Consider the following 18936-nt stretch of genomic DNA (forward strand, 5'->3'; position numbering starts at 1 on the left):
CTAAATTAAGTGGTGATAAAATGAGAAATTTATCAAAGGTTGTTATTTTGATTATGTATTTGCTATTGATTACAGCATGCGGAACAGAAAAAGGAAATGTTGCACAGACGGTAACTTCAGCTAAAGCTACTACTAATACTACTGTAGTTCCTGATAATTCAAACTCTCAACTAATTGAAAGTTTAATAGGGAAGTGGAAAATAGACAGTCTGTATGCATATGGAGTTGGTGGTTCAAAGAATGACGAAGCAGAAATCAAAAAGTTAATCGGAACAGAAATTATATTTTCTTCTGATTCTATTAAATTTGGTAATGAAGCTGAAGAAAAACCTATTTTCTATAAAGTAAGCAAATTTTCTGATGAAAGTTTCTTATCCGATATTGATTGGATAAAAGAAAGCACTATGGATACAGATTTAAATCCTCAAACTCTAAAAGAAATAAGCCTATATGAAGATGAACAATATGAGAATTTTTATTATGGTGATGGGAATATTACTTATTACACTGATAAGGGAGAACTTATTTTAGATCAAGATGGGGATTTGTTTTTATTGGTTAAAATGGAAAATTGAATGTGTGTACAATTAATTCAGATAGAACCACATGGCAGTTAAAAACTCCATGTGGTTTTTTCTTTGGGAAAAAAGTTTTGACATTCTGGGTATGTCAAGATATAATCAAACTAGTAAGGCATACTAAGTATGGCGGTGATTGAGATGATTGGATTACAATTTATAGCTGACACATTTCACATGGAGTACAAATCGGTAGCAGAAGCCATTGGTGTTTCGAAGCAAACATTTCAGGACTGGATCAAAGAAAGACGGAAGATACCTGAACCACGTCTTGAGCAGTTGTCTGAGTTATTCGGGATCGAGGATAAAACGTTATTTCAGAAGGAGTTGCTTCCATCCGAAAATTCGGAAGTTTTGATGATTTACTTAACCAGAACAGATGAACATGAAGAAATCGAGCTGACAGGCGTTGATGATGAAGGATATGAATATACAACAACCGAGCATTATTCGCATAATAGACAGCTCATTGACTATATCCATGAAGAGCAGAAAAAAGAACGATTGATTGAACAGTTGGAAGTATTGGTCAATAGCGAAGAAAATGAAAATTTTAAACGGCTCGAAGATGTAGTAGCGGTATTCCAAGAACAGAATCGTAATAAAAAGGCAGTATTGGAATTGGTCTTATATTATCTCGTTCACCGAGATAACGAATGGGGAGTCCATCCAGATTATGCGAAATACGAACAGAAACAGTTCTTTGAGAAGCTAGACAAGCTGCTTGAGGAAACTGGGATTAGACCTTGATAGGTGGTGAATACAATGAAAAAGATAGACACGAGTTGAACAATAAACCAACTCCAGCTGTTGATTCCCGTTCTTATAACATCTCCAATCCCATCCAATATTTTAGACTACTAGAAATGAAGGAAGGTTCCTTATGTTTGACACTATCATAATGAAAGCAAGACCTATTCCTATTGATCCAGATATAATGAATCAGTATAACGCTAAGTCAACTACATTCTATAGCGAAGAAACAGGTGTATTGAACACAAGCTATACGATAAACGATGAAAAGTTGCCATACATGAAGTATATCGAGGGTAGCCAAACACTCACAGTACAAGTATCCATGCCGAAGTTTCTATATGGAGACAACGTTACTATGCTCACAGAAGCAGACATCCCCTTGTTCTTTGAACAATTGCAAGAGAGGCTGCTCCAGCTCTTTGATGTGTATATTCCATACTCTGAATGGATAATAAGCCGATGTGATGTCTGTTGCAATTTTCAAGTAGGTAAGAAGGTCAGTGAATTTGTGCGGATGTTAAGTAGGCAGCAGCATGCTTACAAGAATACAATAGTGTACAACCAAGACCAGACCGTTGAATACCGAAACAAGAGCAGCAGAATTATGTTTTATGACAAGCACAAGCAGACCCGTAAGGAAGAAGAATCAAAAGAGATTATTGAACGTTCTAAAGGTATACTGCGACTAGAAGTCCGACCTAGCGACAATGATCTGAGAAGATTCTCGACAACGAGGAAGGCAGTAGAATTACTCCAAAAACCATTCTTTGACTTTATGATGGAGAGGACACTTGCACAGATTGAGTATCCAGAGGAAGTCAACGATATGGAGTTGTCTTGGCTAATGGAGAACAGAGAGAACTTATCCAAGATCGAAACTGTTCTTGGTTTCCAACTACTGCAAAGCATATTCGATGAGTCCGTATTAAGGCAACTTTATACTTCATCTACGTATGCCAATCGCAAAAACTTGGCAAAAAAAATAGCAATCCCCCAAGGGAACTGCCTAGATCGTCTTGCTATAAAAAGCTAAAAGACACATCCTCACCGATGGACACGTTATTTTCCCGATAACGATAAAAAGTCCAATATGCTGGATGAAATAAAAATAATATAGTCTCTATTGTAATTGAAAATAAAGAGATTTCAACCCCTACCTTCCGGGAAATGTTCACCATTACGATAGGAAAATACCCGGGGGTGGTTTACATCAAAAAGCATGATTCTTATTGAGGAATAGGGCGTAGCACATCCAGCGCCCGACCCAACTTACATTTAAGCACCTTAAGCTTCCGAATCTTCAACAATCAATTCATGGATGGAGATGTCTAGGGCTTCACATATCGCTTCCAGCGTTCGGATATAGACTCTGTCTACTGAATCGGAACAGAGATGATTGATGGTTGCGTAGCGAATGTTCATTTGCATAGAGAGTTGACGTTGAGAAATTCCTTTCTCAGCAAGTATTTCTTTCAAGCGAATCTTTAATTTCATAGGAAAATAATCCTCCAACGTAAAAACGTACTATTAACCGTACTATATCACATTGTGTCCAATTTAGCATTGATATATACGCTTAAAGGTACTATAATCACTATATACTCTTAAAGGTATATATAGGCGTGTTACAGCAATTCTAATTCATGTAACGCTAAGGTGATTGGGGGAGGTAAACCTATGAATGTCATAGGCTATGTGCGGGTCAGTACACAAGGTCAGGTGAAGGATGGCTACAGCTTATCCTACCAGCAAGACGAGATTCAGTTGTACTGTGGGCAGCAGGGATGGCATCTGGTTCATGTCTTTACAGACGAGGGTATCAGTGGAGCAAAAGTAGACGAGGAAGCCTTAGAGGTCGAACGAGAAGGCTTCCAAGACATGCTGACCTATGTATCGAGTCAGAAGGTAGATTACGTTGTTGTCCTGAACACAAGCAGATTATGGAGAAGCGATATTGTCAAAGTCCTTGTCCATCGGGAACTGAAAAAGCGCAATATTGACATTCGGAGTATTGAACAACCAACCTATAGCATTTTTAAGAAAGACCCGTCTGACTTCCTAATTAACGGTTTGATGGAATTGTTGGATGCTTATCAGCGGCTGGAGATTGCTATGAAGCTGGGACGTGGACGAAACAAAAAGGCTTCAGAAGGCAAGTTTGCAGGCGGGGGTATTCCTTATGGTTACAAAGGAAAACGGGGATCAAAGCAAATGTTCATTGACGAACAGCAGGCATCTACGGTTCAGCGGCTATTTCAATTGAAAGAGCAATACCCTATATGGTCATTGTCGGCTTTAGCCGAGAAGCTAAATGAAGAAGGATTTACAACGGAACAAGGGAAGAGGTTCACCAAAGTACAGGTGAAACGAATCTTAGACCGTAAAGCGTTTTACCAAGGAACATATCGTTATGGGCAGATCGAAGCAGACGGTAAACATCAAGCTATTCTACAGTCTGGGGGCATGTGCTTGTGACGATATTACAAGACAAATATGAGTTGGTGGTCGAGCAAGAAGCTCAGCTTCTTACAAGTCTCCGGACAACTACCGCTTATGAAAATGCCATTTTTCAAATTACACATAAACAAGCTGCGGAGATTGATTTGCCGACGGCGGAAAAAATCATAGATAAGATTCACGAGTATGCAGAAGAACTGCGGCTAGACCTGCTTTATGTACGTCTGGAGAAGTCACATGTTGCTGGGATGTTAAAACTTACAGCTTTGTAAGCACTAGGTGAACAAGAGATTGCTAACGTATCTTTGCGGCACAGACCGCTCGAACTGAGGATGCAAACTTGTTTATCTAAGATGTTTTCACCACTCGTTTGAGTGGTTACTAATGGGCTGGATAAATACAGATCAAGTGATAAGGACAGCAATGATTCTTGAATGCAACGAATCGAATCCATTAGTAACAATTCAAATACAGAGGGAGCAAAAGAGTATGATTGAACAGCAGAATCTAATCTATGTAGGGGTTGACCTGCATAAACAGCATCATACAGCCGTCATTATTGACTGCTGGAGTAAGAAGCTGGGAGAACTAAAATTCGATAACAAACCGTCTGCCTTTCCTTTGCTGCTCAAGGAACTGAAGAAGTATACCAAGAAGGGCTTGTCCGTTGTCTATGGACTGGAGGATGTTGGAGGTTACGGCAGAGGACTCGCCGTCTATCTGAAGGACAATCGTTGCTGGGTGAAGGAAGTAAACGCAAAACTCGCTAACGCCAGAAGAAAGAGCCATGTGACTGTTCAGAAGTCGGATAGCTGGGATGCGGAATGCGTTGCCAGGGTACTCAGAGACGAGTTGGAGCGACTTCCAGATGCGAAGCCCGTTGACCTGTATTGGGCGATTAGCCAGCTTGTGACGCAGCGAAGATGGTTGGCTAAGAGTTTAACAGAAACAGTGAAAAAGCTGCACCAGCAAATTAGCTATTCCTATCCCAGTTATAAAAAGTTTTTCTCCGAAGTAGAGGGCAAAACGGCACTTGCTTTCTGGAAAACATACCCATCACCCTATACCTTGAAGGACATGTCTGAGGAAGCCCTTGCTGCATTTTTACGAAAGTACAGCAACAATGGATTATCTCACAAGAAGGCAAATGAAATCCTTACTCTCATTGATGCAGATGGAGATACGTATAGAGACTTCCAGCAATCACGTGATTCAGTAGTGGTGAGTCAGGTGAAATCAGCCCGCTTTTTTCAGAAGGAAATGGCTAGAGTGGAGGACGAGATTGAGCTATTAATGAAAAAGCTTGGCTTCCAGCTTGAATCCATGACAGGTATAGATGTGGTGACAGCAGCGCAGCTTGTGGCAGAGATCGGAGATATTCACCGATTTTCATCCCCCGATAAGCTTGCCCGATTTGCTGGCATTGCTCCCGTAACGGTAGGTTCAGGAAACAAATCACGAAACTATAAGAGTAAGCAGGGCAATCGAGAATTACATGATATCATCAAGAACCTTGCGATTCGTCAGCTTGGGGTAACCCGCACCAAGAGAGAGCCGAAGAATGCCTTTTTTCATTCGTACTATGAGCAAAAGCTGGCAGAAGGAAAAACAAAACAACAAGCGGTTGTCTGTTTAATGAGGAAGCTGGTAAACATCATCTATGCCATGATGAAGACGAAATCAGCCTATGTGATGCCGAGTACACCTGTACGGCAAGCAGGATGATAGAATGGGTGGTAGCTGGGAGTGCTTTCTCAGTTGCCACCTTCTTTACTCAAACTCCGCTTTATAAACTAGGATACGTATGAGGGGCAGATTGATAATCCGCTGAGTCAGAATTTGTATACTTATACACTGAACAATCCAATTAATAGAATTGATCCTAGCGGACATGATAGTTATGTATTTTATGAACCCAAAGACTGGTCTGGTCAGGCGAAATCTGAGGAGCAACGGTTAACGAAACTTTATGGTACACCAGTTCATTTGATCCCAATATCAAATACTAAAGAATTTAAAGAAAATTGGAATCAGATGGGCTATGATTCGGATGGGAATAAAATAAAAATAGAAGGTGTATCTTTGCTTTTCCATGGGCATCCAACAACTATTATTATTAATGCAGAAACTAAACAATATGTCACTACAAATCCAGAAGGGAAAACCTATGAATCGGGAACTACAGCATTATATATCGGAAGTCTAAATTATAAGACGTTACTTGAATTGAATGTTCTAACTTGCAATGGCGGGAATATTAATTACACGAATAATACAGCAATTACTTTCTTAGAGAACAACAATATTAACAAAGTCACTGCATGGGATGGTGAGCTTGGTTATACAAAAAAAGGGAGTACGTACACCCCAAGATTAGGAGGAAATCAATGGTCATTTTTCACAAAATGGATGAAGGGTGCTATTCGGCTTCCAGTAGGAGAAGTGACATATACTAAAAATTCAAAGGGTTATATTACTGTTTATTACAATTCGCCTGAATCTTAAAGGAGCATAACGAAACGAAATAATTTAGGGGGAGTAGCTATCAAAAGAAGACTAATAATGTTAATCAGCTGTTTGGTGATTATCTCAGCAATTCTTTACTTCTACGATTATGTAAAGAAAAATTATATAGACTTAACTTTAATTAGTGAAGTGCAGACTGATGAAGAGTTACCAGGTACTTGGTGGGGGTTTGTCTTTAATGCTGAAGGGAATAGTTTGGTTGAACATTATAACTTAGTATTACCAGCAACGGACTATAATGAAAATATATTAATAGTCTCTGGAGGGAGAAAGCTGGATAGTCTTTGGTATAGGAAATATAGTAAATTACTAACAAAATCGCATCATAATAATCCTTATCTTGGAAGTGTGAAACTAAATAAATCTCTACACTCACATACCATATACATCTATAAAATAAAGAAAATAAATATTTTAGATGATGAATATGGTTACTAAGATATAATTCAAAAGAAAGTTGATAATTTTATGAAGCTACATTATCTGTAATAAAACTTTTTATTTAAGCATGTTTAAATACCATTGTATAAAAGCCACATGAGGATTATACCTTCATGTGGCTTTTTCTTTTGAAATAGCGTTTGACATCCTGAGTATGGCGGTGAGCGAGATGATAGGATTACAATTTATAGTAGATACTTTTCACATGGAGTACAAAACGGTAGCAGAAAAAATCGGTGTTTCCAAGCAAACATTTCAAGATTGGATCAAAGAAAGACGCAAGATTCCACAACCACGTCTTGAGCAGTTGTCTAAGTTATTCGGAATTGAGGATCAAACGTTATTCCAGAAGGAATTACTCCAGTCTGAAGAGTCAGAAATTCTGATGACGTATTTAACAAAAATGGATGAACACGAGGAAATAGAAATTACAGACATTGATGACCACGGCAACGAATACACAACAACGCAGCACTATTCGCAGAATAGGCAACTTATTGAGTACATTTATGAAGGACAAAAAAGGGAACGATTGATGGAACAGGTGAATGCATTGTTGAATGCTGATCCAAACGAAGAAAACGAAAATCTTAAACTGTTTGAAGATGTAGTTACGGTAATGCAAAATACGAATCGTAGTAAAAGCACAGCAATGGAAATAGTCTTATATTATCTCGTCCACCGAGTTAATGAATGGGGAATGCATCCAGATTATGCGAAATATGAACACAAACAGTTCTTTGAGAAACTTGACAAGCTGTTTGAAGAAACAGGAATTAAATCTCAATAAGGTGGTGAACACGATGAACAAGATAGACACACGGTTACACGGAAGAACTGCGGCTAGACCTGCTTTATGTGCGTCTGGAGAAGTCACACGTTGCTGGACTATTAAAACAAACAGCTTTCTAAGCGTTGAGGTAAATAAGATATTGCTTACGTATCTTTGCGGCATTGACCGCTCGAACTGAGGATGCAAACTTGTTTACCAATGATGTTTTAGCCACTTATTTGAGTGGTTACTAATGGGCTGGATACATACAGAGCAAGCGATGAGGGCAGCAATGATTCTTGAATCGAATCCATTAGTAACAATTCAAATAATAGAGGGAGCGACAGAAGCATGATAGAACAGCAGAATCTGATCTATGTAGGGGTTGATCTGCATAAACAGCATCATACAGCCGTCATTATTGACTGCTGGAGTAAGAAACTAGGAGAAATAAAATTCGATAACAAGCCGTCTGCATTTCCTTTGCTGCTCAAGGAATTAAAGAAGTACACCAAAAAGAGCTTGTCCGTAGTCTATGGGCTGGAGGATGTCGGAGGTTACGGCAGAGGACTCGCCGTCTATCTCAAGGACAATCATTGCTGGGTGAAGGAAGTGAATGCAAAGCATGCCAACGCCAGAAGACAGAGCCATGTAACGGTTCACAAGTCGGATAGCTGGGATGCGGAATGCGTTGCAAAGGTACTTAAAGACGAACTGGAGCTTCTTCCAGATGCCAAGCCTATTGACCTGTATTGGGCGATTAGCCAGCTTGTGACGCAGCGAAGATGGTTAGCTAAAAGTTTAACTGAAACGGTAAAAAAACTGCATCAGCAGATTAGCTATTCCTATCCAAGTTACAAAAAGTTCTTCTCCGAAGTGGAGGGAAAAACGGCACTCGCCTTCTGGGAAGCCTACCCTTCTCCACATACCTTGAAGGACATGTCAGAGGAAGCCCTTGCTGCATTCTTGCGAAAGTACAGCAACAATGGATTATCTCACAAGAAGGCAAATGAAATCCTTACTCTCATTGATGCAGATGGAGATACGTATAGAGACTTCCAGCAATCACGTGATTCAGTAGTGGTGAGTCAGGTGATATCAGCCCGCTTTTTTCAGAAGGAAATGGCTAGAGTGGAGGACGAGATTGAGCAATTAATGAAAAAGCTTGGCTTCCAGCTTGAATCCATGACAGGTATAGATGTGGTGACAGCAGCGCAGCTTGTGGCAGAGATCGGAGATATTCACCGATTTTCATCTCCCGATAAGCTTGCCCGATTTGCTGGCATTGCTCCCGTGACGGTAGGCTCAGGAAACAAATCACGAAACTATAAGAGTAAGCAGGGCAATCGAGAATTACATGATATCATCAAGAACCTTGCGATTCGTCAGCTTGGGGTAACCCGTACCAAGAGAGAGCCGAAGAATGCCTTTTTTTATTCGTACTATGAGCAAAAGCTGGCAGAAGGAAAAACAAAACAACAAGCGGTTGTCTGCTTAATGAGGAAGCTGGTAAACATCATCTACGCCATGATGAAGACGAAATCAGCCTATGTGATGCCAAGTACACCTGTACGGCAAAGCAGGATGATAGAATGGGTGGTAATTGGGAGTGTTTTCTCAGTTGCAACCTTCTTTGTTCAAAGCTCCGTTTTATAAACTAGGATACGGTTGAAGGGCAGATTGATAATCCGTTAACTTTAAATTTGTATACGTATGTCGGGAATAATCCGTTGATTCGTTTTGACCCAAGCGGTAATTCATGGATAAGTGACCAGTGGCATGCGTTCGTAGTTCAGATGAAGTCAGTTCACGCATCATGGGAAACAGCAATGAGTTATTGGACATTGGGTTTTACTGATCCATTTTTTACATCAGCTAAAGTTCCAATGAACTCAAAAGAATATTGGTTAGCTCAAGCAGAGGTCATTTTTAATACAGCTACATTGGGAGTCGGAACGATTGAGAAACAAGGAATTAAGCAGGCAAGTAAGGAAGTAACCTCTGTTGTAAGGTTGACCAAAAATGCATGTAACTGCTTTGTAGCAGGAACTAAGGTTCAAACAGACGAAGGGGAGAAGAATATCGAAGACATTGAGGTCGGAGATAAGGTTCTCTCGAAGAATGAAGAGACTGGTGAGCAGGCTTACAAGGAAGTAACGCATCTTTATCGAAATGATAAGGAGATCACCTATGAACTTACGGTAGGAGATCAAATTATCGAAACAACCGAAAACCATCCGTTTTGGGTTGAAGGAAATGGTTGGGTTCTCGCGGCTGATTTACAGGTGGGGGATAAGCTACAACAAAGTAACGGGAATACCTTGAAAATCGACAAAATCAACAAAGTAATACATGATGAGTTGGTTAAGGTATACAATTTTACAGTTGCTGATTTCCATACGTACTATGTAAGCAGTTTGGGAATATGGGTTCATAATATCTCATGTGCGGAGATAAACTGGAAAGGGTTTAGTAACGGACAGTTAAAAACGCATTATGAAAAGCACGTACTTAAACAGAAGGAGTTTGGTGCCATTACTCAAAATGAGTATTTAAAACTTGCTAAAGGATTTGCCGCTGAAACAAATTCTACTTTCAAAGAACAGGTAGTGGGTAATTTTCTAGTAAAATACGATCCTTCAACTGGACGTGTACTTGTAGGCCATATTAAAGATCGACAAATCAGAACGTTTTATAAAGATGACGGTAGATCTGACAATCCATTCCAAGCCGCAATAGATCTTGCAAAATCACTCGGTGGCGGTTAATAAGTGAGGTGAAAAAATGAATCGAGAAGAAGCAATATCTATTATCTTAAAATCAGCGATTGAAGATTTGTCTAAGGAAGAACGGGAAGAAATCCTGATTGATTGGTGGGGAATAGACCAAGACGATCCCGAATTTGATAAGTTGCCTGAAATATTACAATTAGAGATGCTCCAATTTGATGAACCTCAGAGAGATGCAATGGATGAAGTTTACAATGCATTGTTATTTGTAGCTTTAAGAAAAAAGTATCTTGGGGTCAGAAATGAGTATTTATCGAAGAGAGTATCAGTAATCCTGCACTTTAATCAGGAGGTTGAGGGTTTACAGGAAGAACTTTATAGTTGTCCGTGTTGTGAATTTAAGACACTTCCCACAAAAGGTGAATACTATATTTGCCCAGTATGCTTTTGGGAAGATGACGGAAACATAGATCCAAATTATTATAGTTCACCTAACCAAATGACTCTTGCTCAGGCTCGTGAGAACTTTATTGAGTTCGGTGCTGTGAATGAGTCTTCGTTACGATTCCTTACGTCAGATAGACTTGAGTTGTTTAGTAAATAAATGAGGATGTAATACATGTTTAGCCTTGAGGGATGAAACCTTCAAGGCTTTCTTTTTAAGCCACCCAGTGCCGAATGAATGGGCGGCTACGTCCATAAGAACTTAACCCTCATCACCCCCGTATGATATTCCTCCAATATGCCTGTACGCACATGCAATGTTTGAAAAATATAATCTTTTACCATAATCCTCCAACTTCGCAAAAGCCCATCACGTTGCCTTACCTATATATGTCAACTGATGGTAAGGGATGGACGTATGTCAAAGACCTCAAGGTTGGAGACTTGCTTGTTCAAAGTGACGGGAATACACTCAAGATAGACAGCATCGAACTGTTGCATAAACAGGTAACGGTTTACAATATGACGGTTGATGAGTTCCATACGTACTTTGTCAGCGACCTTGGGATTTGGGTGCATAATACAAATTGTAATTTTTCAGTATGGAATAAGGGAAGTTTTGATGATATCGAAAGTTCCGCTGAATATCATTTTAAGAAACATGGCATAGAAGTAGGGGCGGAGGATTTAGCACAGTATCTTAGGAAGGCTGAAGACTTCGCAAGAACTGTCAAAAAGGGTTCTACAAAAAGTTATGTAGATGGAGCAGTTAAGGGTACAATTCGTTATAAAAAGAACGGGAAATATGTTGATATCGCACCGGATGGGACGATAGTTTCTTTTGGTAAGTCCTAATATATTTATCTAGTTGGAGGTCTTCGGATTTGAATAAAGAAGAAATTTTATCAAAAATATCAAATATGCAAAAATTCATAATGGTAAACCCCTGTCCATATGAGGGAACAAGCAAAATAAAGATTGATTTTGAAAAGGATTTTGCAATGCTTGAAGATGAAAGTTTAAATGCTGACTTTAATGACTATTGTACTGTGATTGTTGGAACGACGAGTTATCTCTTGAAGGGTAACGTTGAAAAAATCCCAAATAGGCAAATTGAATTGTTGAATAGGGGGTTTTTTGAACGGTTTCCTCAGTACAATTTTTTTGAATCAAGTCTGGAGAAATACCCTGACTTTCAGAATGAGTACAACAATCATGAGAAATTAAGGAAGTTAGTTCTTAATTTTTTGCACAGTTAATGTAAATCAAATTCTTTTCAGACCTTGAGGATATTCTCAGGGTCTTTCTCTTCCCCACCCAGTTCCGAATGAATCGGGTGGCATGCTCTGTTAGAACTTAACCCTCATTACCCCCCCGTATGATATCAGTTTTTAATATGTCTGTGCGCACATGCATTGTGTTGAAAAATATACCCTTTTACCACATTCCTCTAACTTTATAAAAGCATCAATATCATCGGATACTATCATGTTTTACTCTAAAAACCTTATCTTCGTTTTCTCGCGGATTTCTGAAATAAGATGAAATACGCAAAATTGCATCGCAACTCTTGTTGGGTTCAATTTGAAAGGCAAAACCACATGCGGTTCAGCGTGTGGATTCTTTATGGTTCTTTTCACATATCATTAACTTATCCAAGTAGTGTCTGCTTTGGTAACTTGCCATTTTCCGTTGCTGTATTCAACAATGACTTTCATTCCGATTGCTCCGTCACCAGATCTAAACTTAGAGCCTTCGATCACCATTTGATTCTCTGAAATTTCAGTCTTTTCGACACGCAGCAGCACACCATTGAGCACCATTGTCTGGGGGTCATATAATCCCTTGTCTTTTAGCTGCTCATAACTCGCTTCCATTACCTCGACATTGTATTTATCAAAATACTTTAGAATTTGTTCCTTGTCTGTTTCATCAATATCCTTAAAATTACTCATGTCAATCGCAATAAATTTCATACCGCTGTTCAGGCCTTGATCAATGGGCATGTATGCATCTAGTGCCAGACTATACAATTCTCCCATATCTTTTGCATGATTGGTGTTCGTGCATGCGGTTATTAACATGGCGCAGAGCAGAATTAACCCCCAACACAGTTTCTTAAATTTCATTGTCATTCCCCCCTTACTTTATCAGACGGTACATATTCTGGTAATGTTTCAAGTATGATATAGAACCAATCTCGCTGCCCCTCTTGCCCCCGTATATTATAATATATGGAGGCTTTTTTTCATTTTCAAAGATAGAAAGAGGCGAGCGAGGATTATGGGCAAGTACCGTACTTATCTTTTTTTAATTATGGCTAATCTGTTCTGGGCGGGGAATTATGTGTTCGGCAAATATGTGGTGGCGGAGATGACGCCGGTGCAGATGACGTTCTCGCGGTGGCTGATCGCGGTGTTTCTGCTGTTTCCGATTGCGCATTTCGTGGAACGCCCCGACTGGAAAAGCGTCCTGAAAGAGTGGAAAATCTTGCTGCTGATGTCCATACTGGGCGTGGTTGGCTATAACTTCCTGCTGTACGAGGCGCTGAGGTTCACAACCTCCATGAATGCCGCGCTCGTCAATGCGATGAATCCGGCGCTGATCGTGCTGTTCTCTTCCTTTTTTCTTCGGGAAAAAATCTCGCTCGCCAAAGGCTTGGGCCTGCTGGTGTCGCTGCTCGGCGTGCTGCTGGTGCTGACCAAGGGGCAGCTGCAGTTAATTTTTCAGACCGAGTACAATCTCGGCGATCTGCTGATGCTGGCCGCGATTCTCGTATGGACGTTCTATTCGATCCTTGGACGGAAAATGAAGGGTTTGCCTCCAATATCGGCTACGGCGGTTTCCGCCTTGATGGGGCTGATCCTCACTCTTCCTTTCTTCCTGGCTTCGGGCATCCATCTTCCGCTTAGTCCCAAGGCGACCATGGGCATTTTGTATATCGGCATTTTTCCTTCGGTGGGGTCGTTCATTTTCTGGAACGCGTCGATCCGTGAGATCGGGGCCAGCCGGGCGGGGATTTATCTAAATCTGATCACGGTGTTCACAGCCATTCTCAGCATGCTGCTCGGCAATCCGGTCACGTTTGCGCAGGTGCTCGGCGGACTGCTTGTATTTGCGGGGGTATACATAACCGGGAAAAAAGACAAAGGGATAAGAAGCTAGCTAAATTGAATTTCGGAAGGAATGAGAGGCGGAGCGGCGAAGAGGAAGCTTGGAAGTGGAAAAAGCGGTCCTAATCCAGGAAATCTGAAAACAACAGCGACCGGAACTCCAAGCATTTCTCGTAGCCCGCGACAATCCTCATTTAGAACAAAAGCTCAGTTTATATAGCGCTTTTCTTATGCGTTGTGATACACTAAACCTGTATGTCGACATGTATTTTAAGGAGTTAATCTGATGATTGATCCGAAGCTTAACATAGGGTTGGGAGAACAACTGACCGATATTTTGCGGATGAAGATCGTTGGCGGCGGGTTGGAGAATGGGCTGAAGCTGACGGAAACCGCGATTGCAAGCGAATATGGATTAAGTCGCGCTCCGGTGCGGGAAGCGTTCCGCAATCTGGAATACGAGGGTCTGCTAGATATTACGAAGCAGGGGGCTGTTGTAAAGGTCCTTACCGAAAAAGAAGTCAGCGAGTTCTACAACGTCCGCTACATGCTGGAATCGTTTGCGCTCAGCCACATTCCGCCCGAAGCGCGGGATTCTATTATCCGCTTCCTGGAGACTTCCGTCGACAGGATGGAGCTGGCGCTGGGCCACAAGGATGCCGACGAGTTCGCGGCGCAGGATATCGCGTTCCACACCAAGGCGTTCGAGGTGATTGACCACAAGTTCATCAAGCTTTTCTGGGCGAACATAGACAGGCTGTGCCGGGCGATTCTGATTGTGGGAACGCGCCGCCAGTTCGACAAGGGAGAATTTGAATACAAGCGCCAGGTGGTCGATAAGCACCGGCAGATTGTCGCCGCGCTGAAGGAAGGCGGCAATGAGGAAATTCTGGCCGCGCTTCGCAATCACTTTCACTACAACAGCTGGATTGATAAGAAAGAATTCTGACGCAAAAAAATTCTGGCCCAAACCGTTCCCCTGAGCCGATAGTGCTTGGGGGATGTTCTTTTGTCTATCATTGTCGACAGAAATACTTGTTGACAATTATGCGCTTTCATTTTAAAATTCGGATGTAAGCAATTGCTGAGCAGTCACAAGCTTGTTCGAGGAGGAGAAGATGGAGCTGAAATTTACTGCCCCAAGCGCGCCGGGATTGCACCGGATCGTCGGACCCGGGAACAGCCAACTGGAAGTTCTGGAGCTGTTCGTGCTGAATCTGGCTTCAGGCGGGGCACAAACCATTGAGCTGGAGGGCAGCGAGGCAAGCCTGGTCTGCATCGAAGGCAAGCTGCGGATCGCGGCTGCAAGCAGTGAATACATGCTGCTGCCTGGGGACGGCCTGTATGTTCCGAGAGGTCAAACTGTGAGGATTGAGGGCGTCTCTGAACAATCCAGGCTCGTTATGGCAAAGGCGGAAGCGTGGAGCGACGGGGAGCTGATTTATGCCGATTATGGCAGTGCATACCGGGAGAAGGAAGTCCACGGGAGGTATAACTATACCCGCGATATCGTGAACCTGCTGACCCGCTCCGACCGGGCGAGCCGCATCGTAACAGGCATCACCACAGGGCAGGATGGAGCCTGGACCAGTTGGCCGCCTCATCATCATTCCGGCACACTGGAGGAAATCTACTTCTATTTTGACATTCCCGCAGACGGCTTTGGCATTCATGTGGGAATGCTGATGGACGGAACCGAGCAGGCGGAAATCGTCCGTTCGGGCGATGCGGTCATTATTCCGAATGGCTATCATCCTACGGTAGCGTCTCCGGGTACCCGGATGAAATACATCTTTTTTCTGGGAGCCAAGGGCAGCGAGGAAGATCGCCGTGCTCCGTCCGAGGATCACCCTAACTACAGGTGACGATGGTTTGGTTGAAAGTGCGAACATCAATCTTTTCCCTAACCGGCTAATTAGCAGCTCGTTAAGCTGGCGAAGGAAACGGGAGGGTCAGCCATGTATTTCGGTAGTATTGAAACATTAGAACTAACGAAGCGCCAGTATCCGCCGGCTATTGCAAGAGCTCTGCAGTATTTGAAGGACAACCGTGAGCAATTTTTGTTCATGGATGCTGGAATTTATCCTATTGAAGGACAGCAAATTTACGCTCAAGTCGTATCCTTAGAGACCAAGAAGAAGGAGGATACCCGGCCGGAGGTGCACCGGAAATACATCGACGTGCAATTTTCTGTGGAAGGCAATGAACGGATCGGGTTTGCGGCGGACACGGGAAATAATATTGTGGATGAGGATTTGGCGGAGGAGAAGGACATTATTTTTTATAAGCAGGCGGAGAATGAAATGGAGCTTCTGATGCAGCCTGGGCAGTTCGCCGTCTTTTTTCCCGAGGATGTTCATCGTCCGGGCTGTGAGAATGGAGGCGGCGCGGCATTGCGCAAGGTGATTGTAAAGGTTGATACAGCTATCTTGTGAATAATGAAGAGAGGCGTGAGCGGCCATGATCTTTTCTAACATTGAGAGCAGGGAACCGATTGAGAAAAAATATACGGAGCCTGTGATCAGGGCGGTCCGGTATTTGCAGGAGCATCAGCATGAGTTTCAGCATATGGAGACGGGCATCTATCCGATTGACGGAGACGATTTCTTCGTCCAGGTCTTCGATGTCACAACTCGGCAGAAAGAGGAGGCCAGACCGGAAGTCCACCGCAAATATGTTGAAGTACACTACTCGGTGGAAGGCAAGGAACGAATCGGCTTTGCGGTCGATTTGGGCAAGAACACGGTGACGGAGACGCTGCTAGAGACCAAGGATGCGATTTTTTATGCTGGGATCGACAGGGAGACGGAGCTTGTGCTGGAGCCGGGGGATTATGCGATTTTTTTCCCCGAGGATGTTCACCGGCCGATCTGGGAGCATGGCGGCAAGACATCGATCCGCAGGGTGGTCATTAAGATCAACGAAGCCATAATGTAGGTCTATTCGCTTGAAAACTTCTTATAACAAGGGGTGTCAGTGATAATGATCAGCGAAACTCGAAAAATACCAAACAGCCGTTGGAAACGGATTTTGCCTCCGCTGTTGATTGTCTGCATTATTTCGTTCATGGACCGTGTCAACGTGAGCTTTGCCATATCCGGCGGGATGGACAAAGAACTCGGCATGACTGCCGGCATGGCCGGATTCGCGGCGGGAATATTCTTCTTCGGGTATTTGTTTCTGCAAATCCCTGGCGGACAAATCGCCGCCAAGAGCAGCGGCAAGAAGTTCATTGCCTGGGTGATTCCCTTTTGGGCCGTTGTCTCCATATTAAGCGGCTTGGCAACAAGCACGACTGAGCTGCTGGTGCTTCGGTTCTGTCTCGGTGTTGCGGAAGGCGGCATGCTGCCGGTTGTCCTGACGATGTGCAGCAACTGGTTCCCCAATGAGGAAAGAGGCCGGGCGAACGCCATCGTGCTGATGTTTGCGCCCATTGCTGCCATCATCACCGGTCCCATTTCGGGGTTCATCATTTCCGTTGCCGGCTGGCGTGAAATGTTCATTATTGAAGGAATTGTTTCGCTGGTTGTGCTTATCCCCTGGCTGCTCATGGTCAGCGATCGCCCGCAGCAGGCCAAATGGATCAGCAAGGAAGAGCAAGCTTACATTGTCGGCAGGCTGGAAGAGGAGCAGCTGGCGATTGAGCAGGAAAATCAGGTGAAGCAGGCATCGATTAAGGATCTGCTGCCGAACAAGTCCATGTGGAAGCTTATTGCCCTAAACTTCTGCTATCAGTCGGGCGATTACGGGTTCTCCATGTGGCTGCCGACCATGCTAAAGAAATTGACCAACAGCGGAATGGGCATGGTGGGCCTGCTGTCCAGCTTGCCGTGGATCGCTTGTATTGCAGGCATGCTGCTGTTCTCGGGCCTGTCCGACCGGACTGGACGAAGAAGGGAATTCGTCATTATTCCGCTGCTTGGATTCGCGCTATGCCTGCTGCTGTCTGTAACGATACACGGGAATATCTGGTTCTCCTATGTCTTCCTCATCGGCGCGGGCTTCTTCGTTAAAGCCGCAGGGGTAGTGTTCTGGGCGATTCCACCGCGCTTATTCAGCAAGGAAGTTGCAGGCGGAGCACGGGGAGCCATCAACGCGCTCGGGAATTTGGGCGGATTCTTTGGACCCTATATTGTCGGATTTCTGATTCAAATCTTCAATTATAATGTGGGTGTCTACAGCCTTGTAGGTCTGCTGATCGTATCTGCGCTTATCACCGCCACGCTGCCGGGGTCGGTTCAAACGAGAACGAGCAAGAAAGCGGCCTGATGCATCATAAAGAGAGCGGCGGCTAAGAATCGCAGCTTAGTTCATGCCGCCGCATAATACAGGAGATGGAGGAACTTTACTATGGATTTATCCGATTTTTCATTGGAAGGCAAGCTGGCGGTCGTTACGGGAGGCAACAGAGGGCTTGGGCAGGGCATGGCGATCGCGCTGGCCAAGGCCGGAGCGGATATCGTATCCGTTCAGCGAAGCGGGGAGTGCCCGGAAACTGCGGCTTTGGCGGAAGCGCTGGGCCGCCGCTGTTATGCGGTCGCCTGCGATTTGGCGGAGCTGCAGACAGGCGAAGAACTCGCCGCCGCGATTGAGGGGCAGTTCGGTCCGGTGGACATTCTGGTCAACAACGCGGGGATTCAGCGGCGCCATCCGGCAGAAAGCTTTCCCATCGAAGAATGGGATCTGGTCATGCAGGTTCAGCTTCGCTCGGTGTTCATGCTGTGCCAGGCGTTCGGGAAACGGATGCTCGCAAGGGGCTACGGCAAAATCATTAATATCGCCTCCTTGCTGTCCTTCTCCGGCGGCTTAACCGTACCCGCCTATGCGGCGGCGAAGGGAGGGGTTGCCCAGTTGACCAAGGCATTGGCCAATGAATGGTCCTCCCGTGGAGTGAATGTCAATGCCATTGCGCCCGGGTATATGGCAACGGAGATGAATACAGCCCTGATTAACGATTCGGTCCGCAGCGGGCAGATTATGGACCGGATTCCGTCCAAACGCTGGGGTTCGCCGGAGGATATGGGCGGGACGGCAGTCTTTCTCGCTTCCGAGGCCGCGCGTTATATTCATGGACAGATTATTTGTGTGGATGGAGGCTGGATGGCAAGATAGCTTGCGGC

General features: G+C 43.7%; 22 protein-coding genes and 1 pseudogene. 21 read left to right on the forward strand and 2 right to left on the reverse strand.

Features of this window, described 5'->3' with window-relative positions; genetic code table 11:
* Positions 1–20 precede the first annotated feature (20 nt).
* The 3 genes from VK70_RS07270 (at position 21) to VK70_RS07280 (ending at position 2367) form a co-directional block, all read left to right on the forward strand.
* Positions 21–575: a hypothetical protein gene (locus tag VK70_RS07270; protein ID WP_025694737.1), complete on the forward strand. Its 555-nt coding sequence runs from the start codon at positions 21–23 to the stop codon at positions 573–575.
* Positions 576–704: 129 nt separating this feature from the next.
* The gene (locus VK70_RS07275) at positions 705–1328 is read left to right on the forward strand and encodes a helix-turn-helix domain-containing protein (RefSeq protein ID WP_025694736.1); all 624 of its coding nucleotides are present in this window, start codon (positions 705–707) and stop codon (positions 1326–1328) included.
* A gap of 133 nt (positions 1329–1461) precedes the next feature.
* Positions 1462–2367: a hypothetical protein gene (locus VK70_RS07280; protein ID WP_025694735.1), complete on the forward strand. Its 906-nt coding sequence runs from the start codon at positions 1462–1464 to the stop codon at positions 2365–2367.
* A gap of 251 nt (positions 2368–2618) precedes the next feature.
* On the opposite strand, the gene VK70_RS07285 is transcribed toward VK70_RS07280, so the two are convergent.
* Complete coding sequence (locus tag VK70_RS07285) at positions 2619–2828, reverse strand: helix-turn-helix domain-containing protein (protein ID WP_025694734.1); 210 nt, start codon at positions 2826–2828, stop codon at positions 2619–2621.
* Positions 2829–3011: 183 nt separating this feature from the next.
* Between VK70_RS07285 and VK70_RS07290 the strand changes: the two genes are divergently transcribed.
* The 11 genes and pseudogenes from VK70_RS07290 to VK70_RS07340 all read left to right on the forward strand — a co-directional run bounded on the left by VK70_RS07290 (position 3012) and on the right by VK70_RS07340 (position 11962).
* The gene (locus tag VK70_RS07290) at positions 3012–3809 is read left to right on the forward strand and encodes a recombinase family protein (RefSeq protein ID WP_025694733.1); all 798 of its coding nucleotides are present in this window, start codon (positions 3012–3014) and stop codon (positions 3807–3809) included.
* Positions 3806–4063 carry a hypothetical protein gene (locus tag VK70_RS07295; RefSeq protein ID WP_025694732.1) on the forward strand — a complete coding sequence of 86 codons (258 nt, stop codon included), beginning with the start codon at positions 3806–3808 and terminating at the stop codon, positions 4061–4063. Before VK70_RS07290 ends, VK70_RS07295 begins: the two co-directional genes overlap by 4 nt.
* 217 nt (positions 4064–4280) lie before the next feature.
* Complete coding sequence (locus tag VK70_RS07300; protein ID WP_046724136.1) at positions 4281–5516, forward strand: IS110 family RNA-guided transposase; 1236 nt, start codon at positions 4281–4283, stop codon at positions 5514–5516.
* A 114-nt stretch (positions 5517–5630) separates the two neighbouring features.
* On the forward strand, positions 5631–6296 hold the full coding sequence (locus VK70_RS07305) for an RHS repeat-associated core domain-containing protein (RefSeq protein WP_025693941.1): 666 nt from the start codon (positions 5631–5633) through the stop codon (positions 6294–6296).
* A gap of 57 nt (positions 6297–6353) precedes the next feature.
* The gene (locus VK70_RS07310) at positions 6354–6755 is read left to right on the forward strand and encodes a hypothetical protein (protein WP_025693942.1); all 402 of its coding nucleotides are present in this window, start codon (positions 6354–6356) and stop codon (positions 6753–6755) included.
* A 118-nt stretch (positions 6756–6873) separates the two neighbouring features.
* Positions 6874–7548 (forward strand): helix-turn-helix domain-containing protein, encoded by a 675-nt coding sequence (locus VK70_RS26370; protein ID WP_025693943.1) that lies wholly within the window; start codon positions 6874–6876, stop codon positions 7546–7548.
* 333 nt (positions 7549–7881) lie between these two features.
* A pseudogene (locus VK70_RS07320) lies at positions 7882–9093 on the forward strand (IS110 family RNA-guided transposase); the annotation flags it as partial.
* Between the two features lie 167 nt (positions 9094–9260).
* The gene (locus tag VK70_RS28865; protein WP_233277783.1) at positions 9261–10298 is read left to right on the forward strand and encodes a polymorphic toxin-type HINT domain-containing protein; all 1038 of its coding nucleotides are present in this window, start codon (positions 9261–9263) and stop codon (positions 10296–10298) included.
* A 16-nt stretch (positions 10299–10314) separates the two neighbouring features.
* Positions 10315–10863, forward strand: coding sequence for a CPCC family cysteine-rich protein (locus VK70_RS07330; RefSeq protein ID WP_025693819.1), 549 nt, complete (start codon positions 10315–10317; stop codon positions 10861–10863).
* Positions 10864–11093: 230 nt separating this feature from the next.
* A complete protein-coding gene (locus VK70_RS07335) occupies positions 11094–11558 on the forward strand; it encodes a polymorphic toxin-type HINT domain-containing protein (RefSeq protein WP_233277784.1) in 465 nt (154 codons plus the stop codon).
* A 29-nt stretch (positions 11559–11587) separates the two neighbouring features.
* On the forward strand, positions 11588–11962 hold the full coding sequence (locus VK70_RS07340) for a YxiJ family protein (protein WP_025693817.1): 375 nt from the start codon (positions 11588–11590) through the stop codon (positions 11960–11962).
* 387 nt (positions 11963–12349) lie between these two features.
* Here VK70_RS07340 and VK70_RS07345 read toward each other — a convergent pair whose 3' ends face one another.
* A complete protein-coding gene (locus tag VK70_RS07345; RefSeq protein ID WP_036638052.1) occupies positions 12350–12832 on the reverse strand; it encodes a hypothetical protein in 483 nt (160 codons plus the stop codon).
* Positions 12833–12986: 154 nt separating this feature from the next.
* Between VK70_RS07345 and VK70_RS07350 the strand changes: the two genes are divergently transcribed.
* The 7 genes from VK70_RS07350 to VK70_RS07380 all read left to right on the forward strand — a co-directional run bounded on the left by VK70_RS07350 (position 12987) and on the right by VK70_RS07380 (position 18928).
* The gene (locus tag VK70_RS07350) at positions 12987–13868 is read left to right on the forward strand and encodes a DMT family transporter (protein WP_025693815.1); all 882 of its coding nucleotides are present in this window, start codon (positions 12987–12989) and stop codon (positions 13866–13868) included.
* Positions 13869–14102: 234 nt separating this feature from the next.
* Positions 14103–14765 carry a GntR family transcriptional regulator gene (locus VK70_RS07355; protein WP_025693814.1) on the forward strand — a complete coding sequence of 221 codons (663 nt, stop codon included), beginning with the start codon at positions 14103–14105 and terminating at the stop codon, positions 14763–14765.
* A 169-nt stretch (positions 14766–14934) separates the two neighbouring features.
* Positions 14935–15681: a 5-deoxy-glucuronate isomerase gene (locus tag VK70_RS26380; protein ID WP_025693813.1), complete on the forward strand. Its 747-nt coding sequence runs from the start codon at positions 14935–14937 to the stop codon at positions 15679–15681.
* Between the two features lie 93 nt (positions 15682–15774).
* The gene (locus VK70_RS07365) at positions 15775–16251 is read left to right on the forward strand and encodes a NanQ anomerase/TabA/YiaL family protein (protein ID WP_025693812.1); all 477 of its coding nucleotides are present in this window, start codon (positions 15775–15777) and stop codon (positions 16249–16251) included.
* A gap of 25 nt (positions 16252–16276) precedes the next feature.
* Complete coding sequence (locus tag VK70_RS07370; protein WP_025693811.1) at positions 16277–16753, forward strand: NanQ anomerase/TabA/YiaL family protein; 477 nt, start codon at positions 16277–16279, stop codon at positions 16751–16753.
* Positions 16754–16798: 45 nt separating this feature from the next.
* Complete coding sequence (locus tag VK70_RS07375) at positions 16799–18085, forward strand: MFS transporter (RefSeq protein WP_036638050.1); 1287 nt, start codon at positions 16799–16801, stop codon at positions 18083–18085.
* 81 nt (positions 18086–18166) lie between these two features.
* Positions 18167–18928, forward strand: a complete 762-nt coding sequence (locus tag VK70_RS07380) for an SDR family oxidoreductase (protein ID WP_025693809.1) — start codon at positions 18167–18169, stop codon at positions 18926–18928.
* The last annotated feature ends 8 nt before the right edge of the window (positions 18929–18936 follow it).

This window comes from Paenibacillus durus ATCC 35681 (assembly GCF_000993825.1).
GTDB classification, from domain to species: domain Bacteria; phylum Bacillota; class Bacilli; order Paenibacillales; family Paenibacillaceae; genus Paenibacillus_AQ; species Paenibacillus_AQ durus_B.